Raw genomic sequence first — 16,360 nt, 5'->3', positions numbered from 1 at the left:
CCTACAAATAATAAAAACGAAAATCGAATTCTATTTTAAAATCACCTGTTGCACCAGTTAACACAAAGTCATTCCATCCAGACTTTAATGTGATTAGTCCCCAATTCGTATTTTTAAAAATACTTCCTAGCACATTTCGATATGCTTTGACACCATCTAGAGTAATAACATCTCGCTCTGTTGTCGTGCTACCCGTGTAACTCCAATGATCACCTGTAGTAACATTTTTTATAGATAGATTGTTAGACTTACCTTTATACTTTATTTTTAATGGCATACACTTAGGATCTATTAATACATCACCAGCATTGAAGATACGGAAAGATGTAGTATCATGTGTATACTTTGTATCCTCTGCAATTAAACCTTGACCTATTTGCCAGAGATTTGAGTCGAAAGTAAAAGAATCCATCGTGGTACCAATGGATTCTGCATATGGAAAATCAGATTCAAGAATGATATCACATTGTCCCCACACTCTAGTTAAAGGTTCAGGAGTAAATTGATTAGCCCTTACTAGCCAACGTTTTCCCGGTTCTTCACTATATATCACATAAAAATCTTCTCTCGAATCAAGAATTTGAAAGAATTCATTTCGTTTTAATGCATAATCTGGAAAGTCATATGCTTCAAAAACAATTGATGTTCGAATCGGCCTGCCTTCAATTTCTATACCAGAACTAACAGCGCCAGGTCTCCCATCTACTTTATCTGATATAGAATTCACTTTTATAGAATCTGGACGAAAATATAAAACATGATATCCAGTTTCTTGAGACAACTTATATCGTTTCCCATTTTTTCTTATTATTGTTAAGTGCATTATCTCGCCCCCGAAAAGAATAATGTTGTATTTACTCGCTGGCCTTGAGCAAGATCCACCCAAGGAATAACTGCCTCCCCGAGAACTTGATCATTTATTACTAATTGAATTGGAGTATTCCGTTGCATTGGCATACTTCCAAATGAAGCTCCCTTTCTTGATGAAGGCGAGTTACTAGATTGATAACTATCTCCAGTACTTACATTACTAGTAGAACTTCTTAGGTAACTTGTGGCACGTGAAATATCACTGGGGTTTACTTTAGGTATAGATGCATCAGCCATTTTTTGTGCTACTTTTTTCAATGCTGGAATTTTATTCTCTTGCCCTAAAATAACACCTTCTCCGACCATTTCACCAACTTCAGACTTTGCTCTACGAGATGGTGAGCGAATGTCTAACGCACGTTTCATAGCACCAAGTGCCATATTACCTAGACCTCTAGCTGCACTCATTAAAGGTCCTTCTTTATTTTGCATACCAGTAATAAATCCAGAAATAAAATTCATTCCAGCCGAATTCGTTGAAACACTACTCATACCATTCTTTCCTGATTCAGCTATTTGTTTACCGGAAGATTGCACGTTACCTTCTTGACTCAAGGCTCCTCTCGCAAACTCTGTTCCACCTTTTATACCTGGATCACGGCCATTTACTGTATTCATCCCACCAGTTGCTGAGTTTGCTAGTCCTACAGCATTTCCTTGTACATTACCTTGTTGCGAACCTAGGCCTCCAGCCATCATGCCCCCAGCTTTCGAACCACCACCGCCATCTGTTGTACTTCCTAAAGTACCTTGAACATTACTATTAATAAATCCAGCTTGATTGAATACAAGTCCTTGTGTATTAATCATATTTCCATGCATCATATTAACTGAATTAGAGCCACCATTACCATCTGTTGTACTTCCAAGTGTACTTTGAACATTATTCTTTGTTGCATCTGCCTGTTGATTTACAAGAGCTTGATTACCAAGCATGCCATTATACATATCTAACATAGATTTAGGACCACCGTTACCATCACTAGTGGCTCCGAGTGTATTTTCTATACCTTGTTTTGTTTGCTCAGCTACTGAAAATGGTGCTTGTTGATTTTGTTGCATACCATCAGCCTGTGTTTGTGATGTTTGCTTTCCTTTTTCAGTTAGATCAATAGTTGCCCCTTGCTCTACAAGACCTTTAATCGCCTGAATTGCGGTATCAACATTTATTTGTCCACTGGATAATCCCTCAGCAAGAGTTTGAACGGTGAATTGTCCTTCACCTTTTACGTCTACTTTCACATCCGATTTAACATCTAACTTGAATTTTTCCAAAACTTGATTTATATCTAAAAATCCATTTTGAAGACCAGTTTTTAATGTTGCTATCGTTTGGCGTCCTTCTTGGTTCAAGTCAACTTGTGTAACACCTTTTAATTTCTGTTGAAAATAGATATATACTGAATCAATCCCCATACTTCCATCTTTTAACCCGTCGGCAAAAGTTTGAGCTGTATGTTGTCCATATGGTCCAAGATCAATTTTCGTTTCACTTTGAAGATCTAACTTTAAATTTTTTGCAATTTCTTTTATGTTGTCAGTTTCACGAAGCCCATCCACATAAGATTTCATTGTATCGATACCTTCTTGTGTCAAACTCTGCTGACCAAATGTATCTCGCATTTGATTAATTGTAGCAATAGCTACATGCTCTATGTTGTAAATCCCGTTTTGCACTCCTGCTATGAACTCGTCAACTTTCACTTTACCTGCTGGGCCAAGGTCTACTGCTTTGACCCCATTCTCCATTTCAATAGCAAGTAATTCGGTTGCTATTTTCGCCTTTTCTCCACCAGACTTTAAGGTGTCATAAAACTTATTTAAAGACTCTGGTAAAGCATCTCCAAAACGTTTTACACTTTCTTCATATTTCGTCCAGTCTGTTACGGATTTATCGAAGTTATTCTTTAACTTATCAAAGAATTTATTGTTCTTATCATATAAATCTTCAAATCCAGCTGAGGCACTACCTGTACCTACTAGAAATGCGTCGAAACGATCTTTCTCAGCTTTCGTCATTTGTCCTTCAAAGTCTAGTTCAGATTGTTTTGCACCAAGTACATCACGGATTTTATTCATCTTTGTAAAATAATTCTCTCGTACAGCGACTTCTTGTTCACCGTATTTACGCTTTACCTGATCAATAAATGCGGTCTCCTCTTGACCTTGGAGTCCAATTTGTTTTGCATACTTTTTCGCATTGTCTACATCTTTATCTCTAGCCTTTGAAATTTCTGACAGAGATTTCGTAGTAGAATTGGTTAATTCAACTACATGTTTCTGTGCTTGTTCTAATGAAACGCCTTTATCGATTTTATTAAAAGCATCGTTTACTTTTTTCAATTCTCCTATCGATTTAGAAACGGATGTAGCTGTTGATTTATCAAATGCTTGCCATGCTGCCGTATAGCGCTGAAAATCTTTCTCCGACATATCAAATAGATTATTTCCATATTTATTAATTAGATCATGCATCGTTTTATCGGCATTACGAATCGCTTCTTCTTGTTGAGCATAGTATTCACTAGCTTTAGCCCTAATACGTTCACTAAGTTTTTTTGTTCCTTCATCAGCTGCATCGCCGAAGAATTTCCCCATAAAATTATTAAACTTAGCTTTATCCTTCTCTAAAGCCTTCATAGCCTCATCAGTCAACTTAGCAAACTCTTCATGCGCCTTTTGTACAGCCTCTTTAGCCTTTTCTCCTGTAGAAAAAGCTAGATTATTTAACGCAACAAGTGCTTGGTCGCGCATTTTCACATAACCAGATGCTGCTTTTTTTGTTCCTTCTGAAACACCATCACCAAAATTACGTGCATCATTATCAGCTTTCTTTGTATCTTCCATAAGTTTTATTACAGCTAAACTTAAGCCAGCAACAGCTCCTGTAGCCGCCGCAATTGCGATAACCACTGGATTAGCTAATAATGCTCCAATAGCCATAGACATAAGTCCTAATACGCCAACTATCCCCATAATTCCAACCGTTAATGCTGCACCTGTTGCAATCATCTGTTGTGTACCTTCATCGAGATTATTAAACCAATCAACAGCACTTTGTACACCAGAAGCAATCGCATCAATCGCTGGTATTAATGCATGACCTATCGTTATAGATGCACTTTCAATTGAAGATTGTAAGATTACTATCTTACCTTTTAAATTATCTAACTGTTTAGCTGCAATTTCTTTGGCTGTACCGGCACTCTTTTTAAGCATATCTGTATTACTAGCTAAAGCATCTGATGATTTATCAATTAAAACGGCCCAATGTTTATACGCTTCTGCACCGAAAATAGTTGTCAGCGTTGCTGATTTCTGTTGGTCAGTCATTCCTCGAGTAGCTTTTTCAAGCTCTTTAATTACACCTGGCATGGATTTCATTTTTCCATTAGCATCAAATATTTCTATTTTCAGCTTCTTCATTGTTTTTTCCATTTCACCAGTTGGCTTCGCTAAACGTCCCATCGAAGTCGAGAATGCTGCCCCGGCCTGAGCACCTTGAATACCCGCATCAGACATTGCCATAACGGCCGCCGTCGCTTCTTCAAGTGACCAACCTAATGATTTAGATACTGGAGCAAGGTAAACCATTGCCTCACCTAATTGAGCAACATCTGTATTTGCATTTGTACTTGCCTTTGCTAATACATCTGCTACCCTTCCTGCATCTTGTGCTGCAATTCCAAAACCAGACATAATATTTGATGTAATATCCGCCGCTGCTCCAAGGTCCATTTGCCCACTCGCTGCAAGATCTAATAAGCCCGGCATCGCTGCGATAACATCATTTGTTTTAAAGCCAGCCATTGCTAAATACTGCATACCTTCTGCCGCTTGACTCGCACTAAATGATGTTGAAGCTCCAAGCTCTCTAGCTGTTTGCGTTAATTTTTGTAATTCAGCATCTGATGCACCAGATAAAGCCGCTACACGTGACATCGCTGATTCAAAGTCAGCTGCCGTTGTAATTGTTTTCCCAAGAGCGTATCCCATCGTGGTAGCTCCAGCCATAAAAGAAGCGCCCATCATAGCCCCGACATCTTGCATTCGGGTCCCGATTGAGCGCATTCTTTCTCCAGCTCTATGAAAAAGAGACGTTTGTCTCTCTAAAGCTTCATTCGTTTGATGAATTTGATTTTTAAGTCTCGCTTCAGCTTCCCTTGCCCTATTTAGGTTGGTAGCATTCTTTTCAATTGCTGCATTCACTCGACTTAAACTTTGAATATTCGCTGTATACTGAGCTTTAACACTATCTAACTCTTGCTTTAAACGTTTTGTTTGTTCAGAGTTTTTACCAGTTGCTTGAGCACTTTGTTTATACTCTCTTTCTAAACGTTGCATCTTTCCAGCTAAATTTTCACTAGAAGTACGTAATTGTTGCTGTTTATTTCTTAATTTCTCAATTGCTTGACTAAAATGAGATACTTTTTGCTTTTGAATATCTAACTTTTGTGTTAAATAATCCATTTTTGTTCTTAGTTGTGCTACTGAATCACCATAACGTTTTGCCTCTTCACTTGCTGCTTTAAACTCTGAATCCACCATTTTTAATTTCCGATTCATGCCAGCTACACCGGAATCAAAGTTCCGCAAGTCCATCGAGACCTTAACGCCTAACTCCATATCTTGTGACAAGCTACCACCTCCCTTATAACCAAGGTACTTGTTCTGCCGTCGCTAGCTTCGGTTCATCATTTTGTTTTTTTCTAGCCATACGTCGCATGAAATAAACAATATCAATTTCATCTATTTCATTTTGTTTTAGCCCATGATGTTCCTCTAGCATATTGTATAGATCCATTATGGCTTCTGAGTATGTGGCCTGTTCTTGCGTTTGTTTCTTGGTCGAGGATTCTTTTTTTTATTTTGTACTGTATATACATTTTCAAGTAAATTAGCTGCCTCAGCCACTTTCCCTAAAACAGACTGACATACCGCAAAAATAACTACTGCCAAATATTGCGAGTGTGTTCCTGTTAAAAATTCATCACTTGAAAATTTATTTTCATAAACATCTGAAACAAATTGAGCACCTTGTTCAATTAATTCAAATGGTACATTGTCTTCTTTTAGTTTATCCGCTAATTCAGAAGCATTTCTTGCTACTAATCCAGATATGAAACCCGGTAAGTAAAATGGTCTTAAATTACCATCAGCTTGTCTTAACTTTAAAATTGGTTCTTTCATAAGAATCCCTCACTATTTAGTATTTTTATAAGAAAAAAAGACCGATAGGAATTCCCTATCAGTCTTTTTTAGCTAGTGCATTAGATGGTTTAACGGTTCCATCAGGTGGTGCCGGGACTTCTTTAAACCAATTTTTAGCCGCTGTTTCATCAAAATCTGGCTCATCTTCATCAAGACGATTGCGCCATGCTCTATCAAATTTACGTTCCATTGCTGAGCCTTTAATTTTAGATGTTTGATACTCCACTTTTTCTCCACCAGTTTTGTTTTCCTCATCTGGTTGCTCGAATTTCAATTTATATAATACCCCATAACGGAATTTGCCATTATCTTTTGGGATACGGTACATAATTGCACCATAAGGCGCAACATCTGTTGTTCGATCAACAACCTGTCCTTTCACTACCTTTTTACCTAATAACTTTGCATATACAGCAAATGGTAAATCTGCAACGTTAAACTCTACATCAGCACCACCAAACTTAGAAGAAGATGCATAAATACCATCATCAGCCTCTAATTTAACGGTTTCAGACTTAGGTGAGGTTTTGCCTTCGATTGCACCCGCAATACGAATTGGTTCACCATATTCAACACCTGTTTCATCATCCTTTAATAATTCCGCCCAATGTAAATCACGAAATCCTACTGGAAGTCCATTCATATATTATTCCTCCTCAATTAAACTAATCTTTGTACGGTACCTCATACCGTAGTGATAAATTTTAGTATCTTCCTCATACAAATCGGCTGTAGAAAAACGAGAAAAGCCGATAGATTTCATTACTCTATCGACTTCTGTTTTATATTTATTTGTAATTGGCTTCTTTGACCAAATATCAATTTGGTATAACAAATCACTGTTATAAGCCTTATCATCAGCAAAATCACCATCTTGGTTATTTACTTCTGAAAATGTAATATAAGGATTATTTTTATCCCCATTAAATATGAGATGTCCTATCCTCTTACCGCCTAATAGATCAACAAGTTCTTTATTATTTTCAAGACCTTGTTTAATTTCTTTCATTAAGTCCCTCATAGCATCAACTCCTGTTTTAATACATTCCTCATTGCTCGTAGAGACTCTCTTTCACCTGCCATAACTACTTTTTCAGCAAAGCCCTTTTTCGGCGGATGTGGCATCGTACTAGTCCCCCAGTTTTGGAATTTCATATAGAAAAAGGGAGAATTATCTCCCTTTAACCAGCCAACATTAACATATTTAACGCCCTCTTTACTTTTAACAGCACTGATTTTCGCATTATCTGCTCCATGTTGACCAGTTCTCCAAGACTGTTTTACCGTTGCTTTACGTGGACTACGACTCCTTGTGGCTTCACGTGAGAAGCCTTCCTGAAAAATTTTACCACCAGCTTTTACAGCTTTAGTTTGCGCTGATGCTCCTTTTCGCCCCATTTGTTGAACCTTAAGCATTAACTCTGTCATGCCCTGTAACTCCATGTTAGCCATTGTCTAACACCTCTTTACACATTAAGTGCATTTCCTTATGCTTTTCTTCAACATCTATAACATTAGTAATTTCTAAGATACGCTCACCATACAAAATTCGCATATCACTCGTTATCCCTTTTCGATATCGAATTTCTACTCTAATGGTATTTTCAGCATTAACTGATGCCGCTTGCCAAAATTCTCGTCCTCTTAGGGGATTAACTGCTGCCCAAACTTTCACTACATCTTGCCATGGTTCAAGTGGGTTTCCTTCTTCGTCTGTTTCATAATCAGTCGATTTTTTCTGTAAGATAACACGTTTGTTTTTCTTTAACGCACTCATAAATCCACCTCATACTTTAGCTGAACGACAATACTTTCTAATGACCTTTCTAACTTTTCAGTTTGTGCCTTTGACATATCATCATAGTGTAAAGAAACATAAATTTTCACTGCAAGATCATATAAATCATTACTTTTACAAGAAACACCTGCATTCCGCAAATATAGATGTGCTGCATTAATAAAAGAGATGAGGTTTATGTCATCCTCATCTCCATCAATCCTTAGATACAGTTTTACTTGCTCTAGTTCTTGCTTTTGCTGGTTCTGCATTCGTTACATCACCACTTCCTTTAGAATCCCCAATTTCTTGGGGTTCCTTAGGGTGTAGGTTTTACTTCTGTAATTCGGAATGCCGAACTCAGCACTTTATGCTGATCATACCAAGCTGTTAATACAAAGATATATTCACCTTTATCTACATCTTTATCAGCATCGTAAATTACACCACCATCATAGTTACCATGTAAGAAAGTAAAATCACCAATAACAGGAGACTTAGCAAGCTCACAGAATGTAACTGGTGCACCAATTACTTCTTCTGGCTGTAATTTATATAAATCAGTAGATCCATTTGCTAATTCTTTTAGTGATGCATAATAATCTTGACGACGCATTGTTACACTTACATTTTCTTGATAATCATCACCTAGGTCACCTAAAGCATTAATAATTGCTTCAATCATATTTCCACCAGTGACAGCTTTAATTTTACCTGGCTCATATAATGACATATGCTCAGTTCCCTTTTTAGGAGATTCTGCAAATGTTAAACGTTTTTCTTTCACTGCAAGTGCTGCTTGAAGTGCTGATTCAACTTCTGTAACTAAATCCAAATCACTTCCATGAATAACCGAATCAGAAATACGCGCTTTAACTTTCACTTTATGGCGTCCAAACGAAACTTTATCCCCTGTGACTTCCAATTCTTTCGCTGTCTCTTCATCAGTAACAAAATCATCATCATCAAGCTCAAAACTAATTTTCGGACGCTCTAGCCCCTTAATATTAGTTAATGTCATTTTTGGACGAAGCGGATTCTTTTGTTTTGGTTCAGATACAATTTGATTAGATAGTGTTGTTGGTAAGAATTTTTCCCCACCAGTTGATGTCGTTTGTTTTGTCCCTAATAGATTTCTTGTTTCCTCACTAACAGATTGTCCTGTTAAAATAGAACGATAGTATTCTGCTTTCGCTGCAATCATGCGTTCTTCATTATTCTCGGCTGCTAAAATAGGCTCCTGCCTTTGTAGTCTAGAACGTTGCTCTTGCTCCATTTCTTTATATTCAGCTTCTGCTGCATCAAATCTTTCCTGCGCGAATGACTTTGCTCTCTTTAAATCAGCTAACTCTTCAGATGTAATTGTTGCATCCGTTAATTTAGATCTTAATGCCTCACTTGCGTTTACAACTTCTTCACCTAACATCTGTAAATCACGTTTCATATCCATCATTGTTTTAGATCGTGCTGCAAAAAATTGTAACCCAACTCGGAATGGGAATTTACTTTTAATTTTCATATCTTATTCCTCCTGTTATTTCTTATATTTTTCAAAGTCTTTTAAAGTTGTATTTACATCGCTTAATAATAATTGTCTTTCTTCATCCGAAATAATTTGCGTGGGTGCTTTTGGCTTTTGAACTTGATTAGTTGCACTTCGTTCCTCAAATTCTCCACTCTCCACCTTCCGCAAATCTACTTGAATTGTGGTTTGAGGATAAGCTGGAATTGGAGTGAATGTAATTTCGTATAATACAATCTCTTTAATAATTCGGAACCATTCTCCGTCTCGCTCTTCCCATTCCTGATCAAGAATGCTAAAACCGATTGAACATCCCCCAATCGTTCCGCTTCTTGTCATTTCCACAATTCTACGATCAAATTCAAAATTCATAGGTACAAGTTCAAAATATAAACCGTCCTCTCGAATATCTAAAGTCAAATTATCGCCAGTTGAACCTAATAAATCGCGCCAGCTATGATTAAATAAAGCGAAGATCTTATGTCCATCAGACAAAGTATTATTCATTGAATCCTTGGTTAATTTTTCATAAAAAACATCCCCCCACCAATCTGTCAGTTCTGTAAATTGGTCAAATACCGCCGCATATCCGGTTAACACTTCAGATTGCTGACCTTGATGATCACGTTTCTGTATTTGTACGTTCTTTACTTTAAGAGAAAATGTCCGTTTTTCATAATCATCAGCTACAATGTCCTGTTCTACTGATTGGCTTCTTTTCTTTCCCTTCATTCTTTATTCACCTCCTTTAAAAAGTTCTGGACTATCAATAGGAACTAAGTCCCGACTAACAAACAATTTATCTCCACCTGGCATCGGTGCCTTTTCCTCGTGCATCCTCGCTTCATTTGGAGTCATATAACCAGATCTAACACCTTTAAAATAAAAATCTCCGCGTGTTTTCATATCAGCGCGGAGAATACCATTCATATTAAATTTATGACTATATCCTTTTCTTCGTTGTTCAGCGGTTAATAACTTCCTATCAAATTCTTGTTCATACATTCTTACAATTGGTAATAATGTATGCATGATGAATTCCAGAGCCATTTGTTCTGAACTTGAATTATTTACATTCTCTAATACCCCAACCATGTGTGGCGGCATATTAAATACAGCGGCAATTCGATTACGTGTGATTTTTTCTACTTCAAATACTTTTGGGTCAATAAAATCACGATTTTTCACTTCTCTTATCTTCATACTTTGATCTTCTATTAAAACACCAGTATTCTTTTTGTAAAAATCACGAAACAAATTAAAAGCCACTTCTTTTTTCTTTTCATCTAAAATTGATGCAACCTCTAAAATAAAATTAGCCTTTACACCATTCTCCAATTGTTCCAAACTAAATTCTTTTATTTTGTCATCGTAATCGATACTATTTCTTAATACATCAATTGGACTAATACCCTTCCAACCAAAACCATGAATATGCTTCACATGAATAATGTCCATATTATGTACATAATATTGTCCATTCTCCGTATCAATACGATAATATAGAGCCATCGTATCTTTCTCAATCACGGGTTCCACCCTTGATGAATCTAGAATATCTAAAGCTTCTACTTGGTATAAAGAATTATACCTTTTTAATGCATAAGCATTTCCCGTTGAGTTTCGCAAAACTTCCATCGTTCTTATAAAATCTAAGCTTGTAGAATTTCCATTGGGAGTATTAGAAATCATGTCTCCCAGGTCGCTATCAACAGGAATATAGTTATGATAGAGCTTTAAAGGCATACTTGCTATAGAATTAGAAAGACGCGTAATAGCTGAAAAGATAGTTTCATTATTTGCTAAAGTAATACCTGTTCTTTTCCGAAAAATATTAAAAGGTTCAAACCACTTTACAAAATTACTAAATTGCTCTTTTGCTCGTTCTTCCGTCGGCTGCTTCCTTCTTCTCATCCTTGCAAAAAATTCATTTTCTCACCTCCTCTAATCATCAAAAGTCCATAATTCGAGATTCGATTCTTGAGGCATGTTTTGTAAATAAATCATGGCTCTAAAATGTGCCGTTAATGCCGCTGCAACACCATCAATCCTTGAATATTTATTTGCTTTTACGGGCTTTATGTTACCAGTACTATCCTTTTGCGTTTTAACGTTACTCATGTACCATCTAAACATCAAATCACCATTAAAGTTAACTTTCCCTTGCAATAATAGACGTTCAAAATCCTTCATCGATAAGTTCATTGACTTAAATCCTTGTTGGACCTTAACCATCTCAAACCCTAAATTTTGCATCTGGGTAAACCACTGCGCTGCGTTAAATGGATCATAGCAAACTTCTTGAATATGGTACTTTTCAGACATTCTAACAAACCAATTTGTAACGAAATCGTAGTCAATTACTTCTCCTGGAATAACCGTTAAATACCCTTTTTCGACCCAAAGTTCATAATTTGCTCTATCCTCACTATTTAACAATTTAGCCTCTGGGATAAAACTATGATGAATGCACTTCACTGAACCATCCTCTTGTGGAAATTCTAAAAAGGAACTTGTTAAATCCGTCGTTTCAGATAAATCCGCACCACCGATACACATACAACCTTCAAGAACATCAATATCATATTCTTTTTCATAGTTTTTCTTAATTACATCCCATTCAAGCCATTTCTCAGCTGCATTTACAAATAAATTAAGACGCTTCGTCTTGAACTCATTAACTTCATTATTTAAAACATATGTTTTATAGGCTTCCCTTAATTTTTCGAGAGTGATTGTAACATCTAAGTTTGGATTCGCTTTAACCCAGCACTCCTCATCTTTCCAATCATCTTCCGGATCAATCTCTGCAATAAACGCAAAAAAACGATCATGCTCGACCGTTTCGTTTAACATTTTATCCGCAACCTCATAAAACTTCATCAAAGGACCATCAAGAACAAAACCAGCTGTCGTAATATGCAAAATAAGTGGCTGTGTACGAGCATCATAAGATGATTGAATAACATTTATTAACTTACGATCTTTATACTCATGAATTTCATCAAAGATTGCTCCATGTGTATTTAAACCATCTTGTTTCTTCGAATCACTAGCAAGTGGTTCTAGCTCAGAATTCATAGCATTGTAATACAGCTTATCTCGTATTATCCTTACCCTTCGCCTTAACGCTGGCGACTGTTTAACCATTCGCTTAGCTTCTTCAAATACCAATTTAGCCTGATCACGTTTATTTGCTAGCGTATATACACGCGCTCCATACTCGTTATCTTTCATAAATAAATATAAAGCTATTGCTGATGCTAGGGTACTTTTACCATTTTTGCGAGCAATCATAATGAGGGCTTCTAAAAACCGTCTATAACCCGTTTCTTTTTCCACCCAACCAAAAAGACTACCAACATTAAACTTCTGCCATAATTCAAGTAAAAGTGGCTTACCTGCCATCTTACCGATACTATGCTTACAAAAACGTTCAATGAATATAATCGCTCTATTCGCTTCTTTTACACTGTACTCATATGGAAATGTTTCATCATCTTGACGTTGTAAATCTCGAATATGCCTTTGACAAGCCTTACGCACTTTTTTACTAGTAACTATCTTCCCACTGATAACCCTTTTCGCATATTCAGTTACATAGTCATGCGTATCAACTGGTTTAGTAGTCATCGAAACCATCTTCTACTTCTTTAACTAGTTCTTCTTGAAGTTTCTTACGGCTTGCGCCAGTTAATCCAAGCTCACCTAAATACTGTCGTGTTTGCTGCATATATTTCGGAAGCTCCGGAATAAGGGTATGCTTTGTTCGATTGGTGGCACCTGCTTTATTAGTATAGTCCATAGTTAGACCATCCTTTTTTATTTGCGCTGCCATCTCCTTATACATTTGATAACTGTAAGCAATCATCTCTATTGCTATTGGATCATTAATACCAGCCTTACCTTCCGCCTCTAAAATTCTCCAAATACGAAACCAAGTATCTTTTCCAATCTTCTTGAGGTGGGTCGGTGGCTTGTACTTTATTCTTAAGTCTTCATCCATGCTCTCACCACACTTACATTTTATGGATAAAAAATAACCACCTTTTAAAAAAAGTGGTCGATTTTCAGAGGGTCCCCCCCTTTAAGAGACCTTCCGCGCGAAACACGAAGCGGGGCACCGGTCCCCAGAAGAACCTCTTCAGAAATAAAAAGATGGGGGGATTGTTGTTTTTTTATTAAATATTTTTTTGATGGTTAATTCTATATCTTTAGCAAGTTTTAAAACATCAATTGCTACCGCTTTAACACTTGATCCTGATACTTTAATTGCACGACTCTTAATCTCTTCAATCAATTCATCTGTCGAGTAGCTTGCTAATGTATTGTGTTCCTCTTCCTTATCAATCCTTTGAAGCTCATCAGCTAATTCATGCGCATGATTACCAATAGCACGTAGCTTCTTTTGAAACACTTTCGTTCCCATCTGTATACCAACTACCATATCTCCAATATGAGTTGTTGATTTATAATTCTCTTTCATTTATTTCATCCTCTCTTTCCATGCACTTTGTTATGACAACTGTTACATAAGCTTTCAAGGTTGTTAATGTCCAATCGCTTTGACCAATCCTCTTTCACTTCAACAATGTGATGAACCATATCAGCTGGCGTTAACTTCTTATCTTTCAAACATCGTTGGCATAAATAACAATCACGTGATAAAGCTTTCGCTCTCGTTATTCTCCACCCAACACTTTTATAGAACGCTGTAGTTTGATTATCTCTCTGATACTTGTCATATGACTTTGTAGCTTCTTGCTTATGCTTTTCGCAATACTGTTCTGTCGTTAAGTTAATACACATTGGATATGCGCAAGACTTCTTGGGTTTATAAGACAAAGACCCAACTCCTTATCATCATGTATTTTCGACATTTCACAACATACTAAAGAAGGAATTTTAAATAATACTGTCGAATTTCTTTTATTTGGAAGGAGGTGATACTATGAAAAAGAATCAACATGTTACTCCCCATCCTAATGGTGGATGGCAAGTAAAAGGTGCTGGTAATTCAAAAGCTACTTCCATACATCGGACTCAACAAGAAGCTATTGATTCCGCACGTGGAATCTCTCGTAATCAGAATTCCGAATTATTTATTCATGGTAGAAACGGACAAATTCGTGAAAGAGATAGTCATGGAAACGATCCTTATCCACCTAAAGGTTAATACTAAAAAGACGAATTCTTCATACATTGGATTCGTCTTTTTTTCCTAAGTCATTTTTCAATTTATCCATTTGTTTCCTAACATTTTTAGCAAGCTGATTAATCTGTTCCACATACCCTTTGATATCTTCCTGACTTTCAGCAACCATTATTCGTTCTCTTAATTCTTTACGCTCCACTTCATTATCTTGAAGTTGCTGTCGAATCTTTTCATCGGTGTAATAAGAAACGGTTTCTTTACCACAATGTCTACACTTGATGTAATACATTTCAATTCCGTTAAATAACTTTCTTTTTAAAGATTTGAATCTAAAGCTACCCGAACATTTATCACATATAACAATTGTTCTCGATTTCACCGCTCACCCTCCAATGCTAAAAACTTTCTTATAATTAAAATACGGTACGTGAAGTTTTATCTCTAATAAATACAAAAAGAGCTATCCAATGTGGTAGCTCTTTTACTAAATAGACAAGTCATGTCGTGTACTGCATATTTACTTCAGTTTGGTTAAGAGGTTCTACACCTCTTTCAATCGCCGACTGTACGTCACTCTCCCGTAGTTACTAATATGTCTCGTAGTCAGCGATTGAAAGAAGAGCACAAGCCCTTCCTCGTTTATACAACAGGTTTTATTAGTTTCTAATAATTGAACTACGAAGTCAACGTGTCATCCAATCTTCAACCATCACCCATGGTCCTAACGATCCATTTGAATTATAAAGGAATGTAAAAAACGTTTTCCGCCGTTTCTCACAATACAAATATAACACGTCTAAAATCTAATTTCGTCCGCAAATCGTTCGCAAATCGTTCGCGTTTTATTCATTACGACCATAATTGCTTTTTTACTGCCTCACTCGCGACATCTACAAGGATATCTCTAAACCCACCTACAACAGATGAGTCACCCAACTTTTTCATGATTTTTTTAAATCTTGTTGTTGCTACTACAACTTGTGGTCCTTCTTGAACCAGTTCATCAATGCTTCTATTTAACATATTTTTCTCTTCTTCTGTAAGTTCGTCCAATTCTGCAGTTAGCTCTTTAGCTGCACTTAATGCTCTTTCTGTCCAAGGATATGCATTTCCACATTGATAACAAAATCTTGGTGCTTTCATTTGTTTTGTAGATAGTACTGCTACACCAGGAACATGATATTTACCTCTTATTTTCGCAGAACAACTCAAGCAACATGTTATGGTTTCCTCACCACACTTGCTGCAATAACTTTGGCTATGCTCTGGACTATCTTCTAAACGATTTGTAATGACATGTCCATTCTTACAAATCTGTGCTGTATCGTACCCTGCTCTACTCATAAAATAATTACCTCACTTAAAATTTTATTGCAATTTAAAATTGCTTTTAATCACAAATGTTACTTTCAAACTATGAGTTTGCCTTTACACATAACGCACCTAAGTTTGTAACAATCGCGTTATCTAGCCAAGCAGTCAAAGGTAAATTCCCTTGCCCTCCGAAGGAAATATTAGATTCTGTAATATATCCACATTCCTCCAATTCATTGACAGCACTAGCAAATTCTTTCGAATCTACTTTAAAAAAACTAGGTGTCAATGACTTCATGTTAGAATCCTCCTTCTCTTGCTCATTAAACATTGCTACTAAGATTTCGTACGCTAAAACCGAAACACCTGTCATCAATAAAACCCCCTCATTAATTTATGACACGATATCCGCATCATTTACCTAAATTATCCTTTTATATTCAAAAATCGTCAATTATAAATATCTAATTTTAGTATATTATTAAATTTTCCATCATTTAAAATCCTCTTT

20 protein-coding genes are annotated in these 16,360 nt (G+C 36.5%); 1 reads left to right on the top strand and 19 read right to left on the bottom strand.

The genetic code is table 11. The annotated features are described in order from the left end of the window. Position 1: 1 nt before the first annotated feature. The 16 genes from DM800_RS15580 to DM800_RS15510 all read right to left on the bottom strand — a co-directional run bounded on the left by DM800_RS15580 (position 2) and on the right by DM800_RS15510 (position 14,225). The gene (locus DM800_RS15580; protein WP_147787157.1) at positions 2-823 is read right to left on the bottom strand and encodes a phage tail family protein; all 822 of its coding nucleotides are present in this window, start codon (positions 821-823) and stop codon (positions 2-4) included. After that, positions 823-5,508, bottom strand: coding sequence for a phage tail tape measure protein (locus tag DM800_RS15575; RefSeq protein WP_255447000.1), 4,686 nt, complete (start codon positions 5,506-5,508; stop codon positions 823-825). Before DM800_RS15575 ends, DM800_RS15580 begins: the two co-directional genes overlap by 1 nt. 13 nt (positions 5,509-5,521) lie before the next feature. Next, positions 5,522-5,674, bottom strand: a complete 153-nt coding sequence (locus tag DM800_RS29235) for a hypothetical protein (protein WP_165570308.1) — start codon at positions 5,672-5,674, stop codon at positions 5,522-5,524. Continuing rightward, entirely contained in the window at positions 5,674-6,060 is a 387-nt protein-coding gene (gene gpG, locus DM800_RS15570) for a phage tail assembly chaperone G (protein ID WP_147787156.1), read from the bottom strand. The genes DM800_RS29235 and gpG overlap by 1 nt, the downstream gene beginning before the upstream one ends. A gap of 58 nt (positions 6,061-6,118) precedes the next feature. Continuing rightward, the gene (locus tag DM800_RS15565) at positions 6,119-6,724 is read right to left on the bottom strand and encodes a major tail protein (protein WP_147787155.1); all 606 of its coding nucleotides are present in this window, start codon (positions 6,722-6,724) and stop codon (positions 6,119-6,121) included. Between the two features lie 3 nt (positions 6,725-6,727). Beyond that, entirely contained in the window at positions 6,728-7,102 is a 375-nt protein-coding gene (gp17, locus tag DM800_RS15560) for a tail completion protein gp17 (RefSeq protein WP_147787154.1), read from the bottom strand. Beyond that, positions 7,099-7,533, bottom strand: coding sequence for an HK97-gp10 family putative phage morphogenesis protein (locus tag DM800_RS15555; RefSeq protein ID WP_147787153.1), 435 nt, complete (start codon positions 7,531-7,533; stop codon positions 7,099-7,101). Before DM800_RS15555 ends, gp17 begins: the two co-directional genes overlap by 4 nt. Further along, positions 7,526-7,858 carry a phage head closure protein gene (locus DM800_RS15550; RefSeq protein ID WP_147787152.1) on the bottom strand — a complete coding sequence of 111 codons (333 nt, stop codon included), beginning with the start codon at positions 7,856-7,858 and terminating at the stop codon, positions 7,526-7,528. Before DM800_RS15550 ends, DM800_RS15555 begins: the two co-directional genes overlap by 8 nt. Then, positions 7,855-8,130, bottom strand: coding sequence for a head-tail connector protein (locus DM800_RS15545; RefSeq protein ID WP_147787151.1), 276 nt, complete (start codon positions 8,128-8,130; stop codon positions 7,855-7,857). The genes DM800_RS15550 and DM800_RS15545 overlap by 4 nt, the downstream gene beginning before the upstream one ends. A gap of 47 nt (positions 8,131-8,177) precedes the next feature. Further along, the gene (locus DM800_RS15540) at positions 8,178-9,377 is read right to left on the bottom strand and encodes a phage major capsid protein (protein WP_000695231.1); all 1,200 of its coding nucleotides are present in this window, start codon (positions 9,375-9,377) and stop codon (positions 8,178-8,180) included. Positions 9,378-9,392: 15 nt separating this feature from the next. Then, on the bottom strand, positions 9,393-10,112 hold the full coding sequence (locus tag DM800_RS15535; RefSeq protein WP_147787150.1) for an HK97 family phage prohead protease: 720 nt from the start codon (positions 10,110-10,112) through the stop codon (positions 9,393-9,395). A gap of 3 nt (positions 10,113-10,115) precedes the next feature. Further along, complete coding sequence (locus DM800_RS15530) at positions 10,116-11,294, bottom strand: phage portal protein (RefSeq protein ID WP_147787149.1); 1,179 nt, start codon at positions 11,292-11,294, stop codon at positions 10,116-10,118. A 30-nt stretch (positions 11,295-11,324) separates the two neighbouring features. After that, the gene (locus DM800_RS15525) at positions 11,325-13,013 is read right to left on the bottom strand and encodes a terminase large subunit (protein ID WP_255446999.1); all 1,689 of its coding nucleotides are present in this window, start codon (positions 13,011-13,013) and stop codon (positions 11,325-11,327) included. Then, positions 13,003-13,386 carry a phage terminase small subunit P27 family gene (locus DM800_RS15520; protein ID WP_147787147.1) on the bottom strand — a complete coding sequence of 128 codons (384 nt, stop codon included), beginning with the start codon at positions 13,384-13,386 and terminating at the stop codon, positions 13,003-13,005. The genes DM800_RS15525 and DM800_RS15520 overlap by 11 nt, the downstream gene beginning before the upstream one ends. A 138-nt stretch (positions 13,387-13,524) precedes the next feature. Next, complete coding sequence (locus tag DM800_RS15515; RefSeq protein ID WP_147787146.1) at positions 13,525-13,866, bottom strand: hypothetical protein; 342 nt, start codon at positions 13,864-13,866, stop codon at positions 13,525-13,527. Positions 13,867-13,871: 5 nt separating this feature from the next. Further along, complete coding sequence (locus DM800_RS15510; RefSeq protein WP_147787145.1) at positions 13,872-14,225, bottom strand: HNH endonuclease signature motif containing protein; 354 nt, start codon at positions 14,223-14,225, stop codon at positions 13,872-13,874. Between the two features lie 106 nt (positions 14,226-14,331). Here DM800_RS15510 and DM800_RS15505 point away from each other — a divergent pair, with 106 nt between their 5' ends. Beyond that, positions 14,332-14,556 (top strand): DUF2188 domain-containing protein, encoded by a 225-nt coding sequence (locus tag DM800_RS15505; protein ID WP_147787144.1) that lies wholly within the window; start codon positions 14,332-14,334, stop codon positions 14,554-14,556. A gap of 19 nt (positions 14,557-14,575) precedes the next feature. Here the strand turns inward: DM800_RS15505 and DM800_RS15500 are convergent, their stop codons facing one another. The 3 genes from DM800_RS15500 to DM800_RS15490 all read right to left on the bottom strand — a co-directional run bounded on the left by DM800_RS15500 (position 14,576) and on the right by DM800_RS15490 (position 16,222). After that, positions 14,576-14,914 carry a transglycosylase gene (locus DM800_RS15500; protein ID WP_147787143.1) on the bottom strand — a complete coding sequence of 113 codons (339 nt, stop codon included), beginning with the start codon at positions 14,912-14,914 and terminating at the stop codon, positions 14,576-14,578. A 470-nt stretch (positions 14,915-15,384) separates the two neighbouring features. Next, a complete protein-coding gene (locus DM800_RS15495) occupies positions 15,385-15,879 on the bottom strand; it encodes a DUF2321 domain-containing protein (RefSeq protein WP_147787142.1) in 495 nt (164 codons plus the stop codon). Positions 15,880-15,949: 70 nt separating this feature from the next. After that, positions 15,950-16,222 carry a hypothetical protein gene (locus DM800_RS15490; RefSeq protein ID WP_147787141.1) on the bottom strand — a complete coding sequence of 91 codons (273 nt, stop codon included), beginning with the start codon at positions 16,220-16,222 and terminating at the stop codon, positions 15,950-15,952. Between the last annotated feature and the right edge of the window lie 138 nt (positions 16,223-16,360).

The organism is Bacillus sp. AY18-3 (assembly GCF_008042305.1).
GTDB lineage: Bacteria > Bacillota > Bacilli > Bacillales > Bacillaceae_G > Bacillus_A > Bacillus_A wiedmannii.
This window is presented reverse-complemented; position numbering and strand designations above follow the sequence as displayed.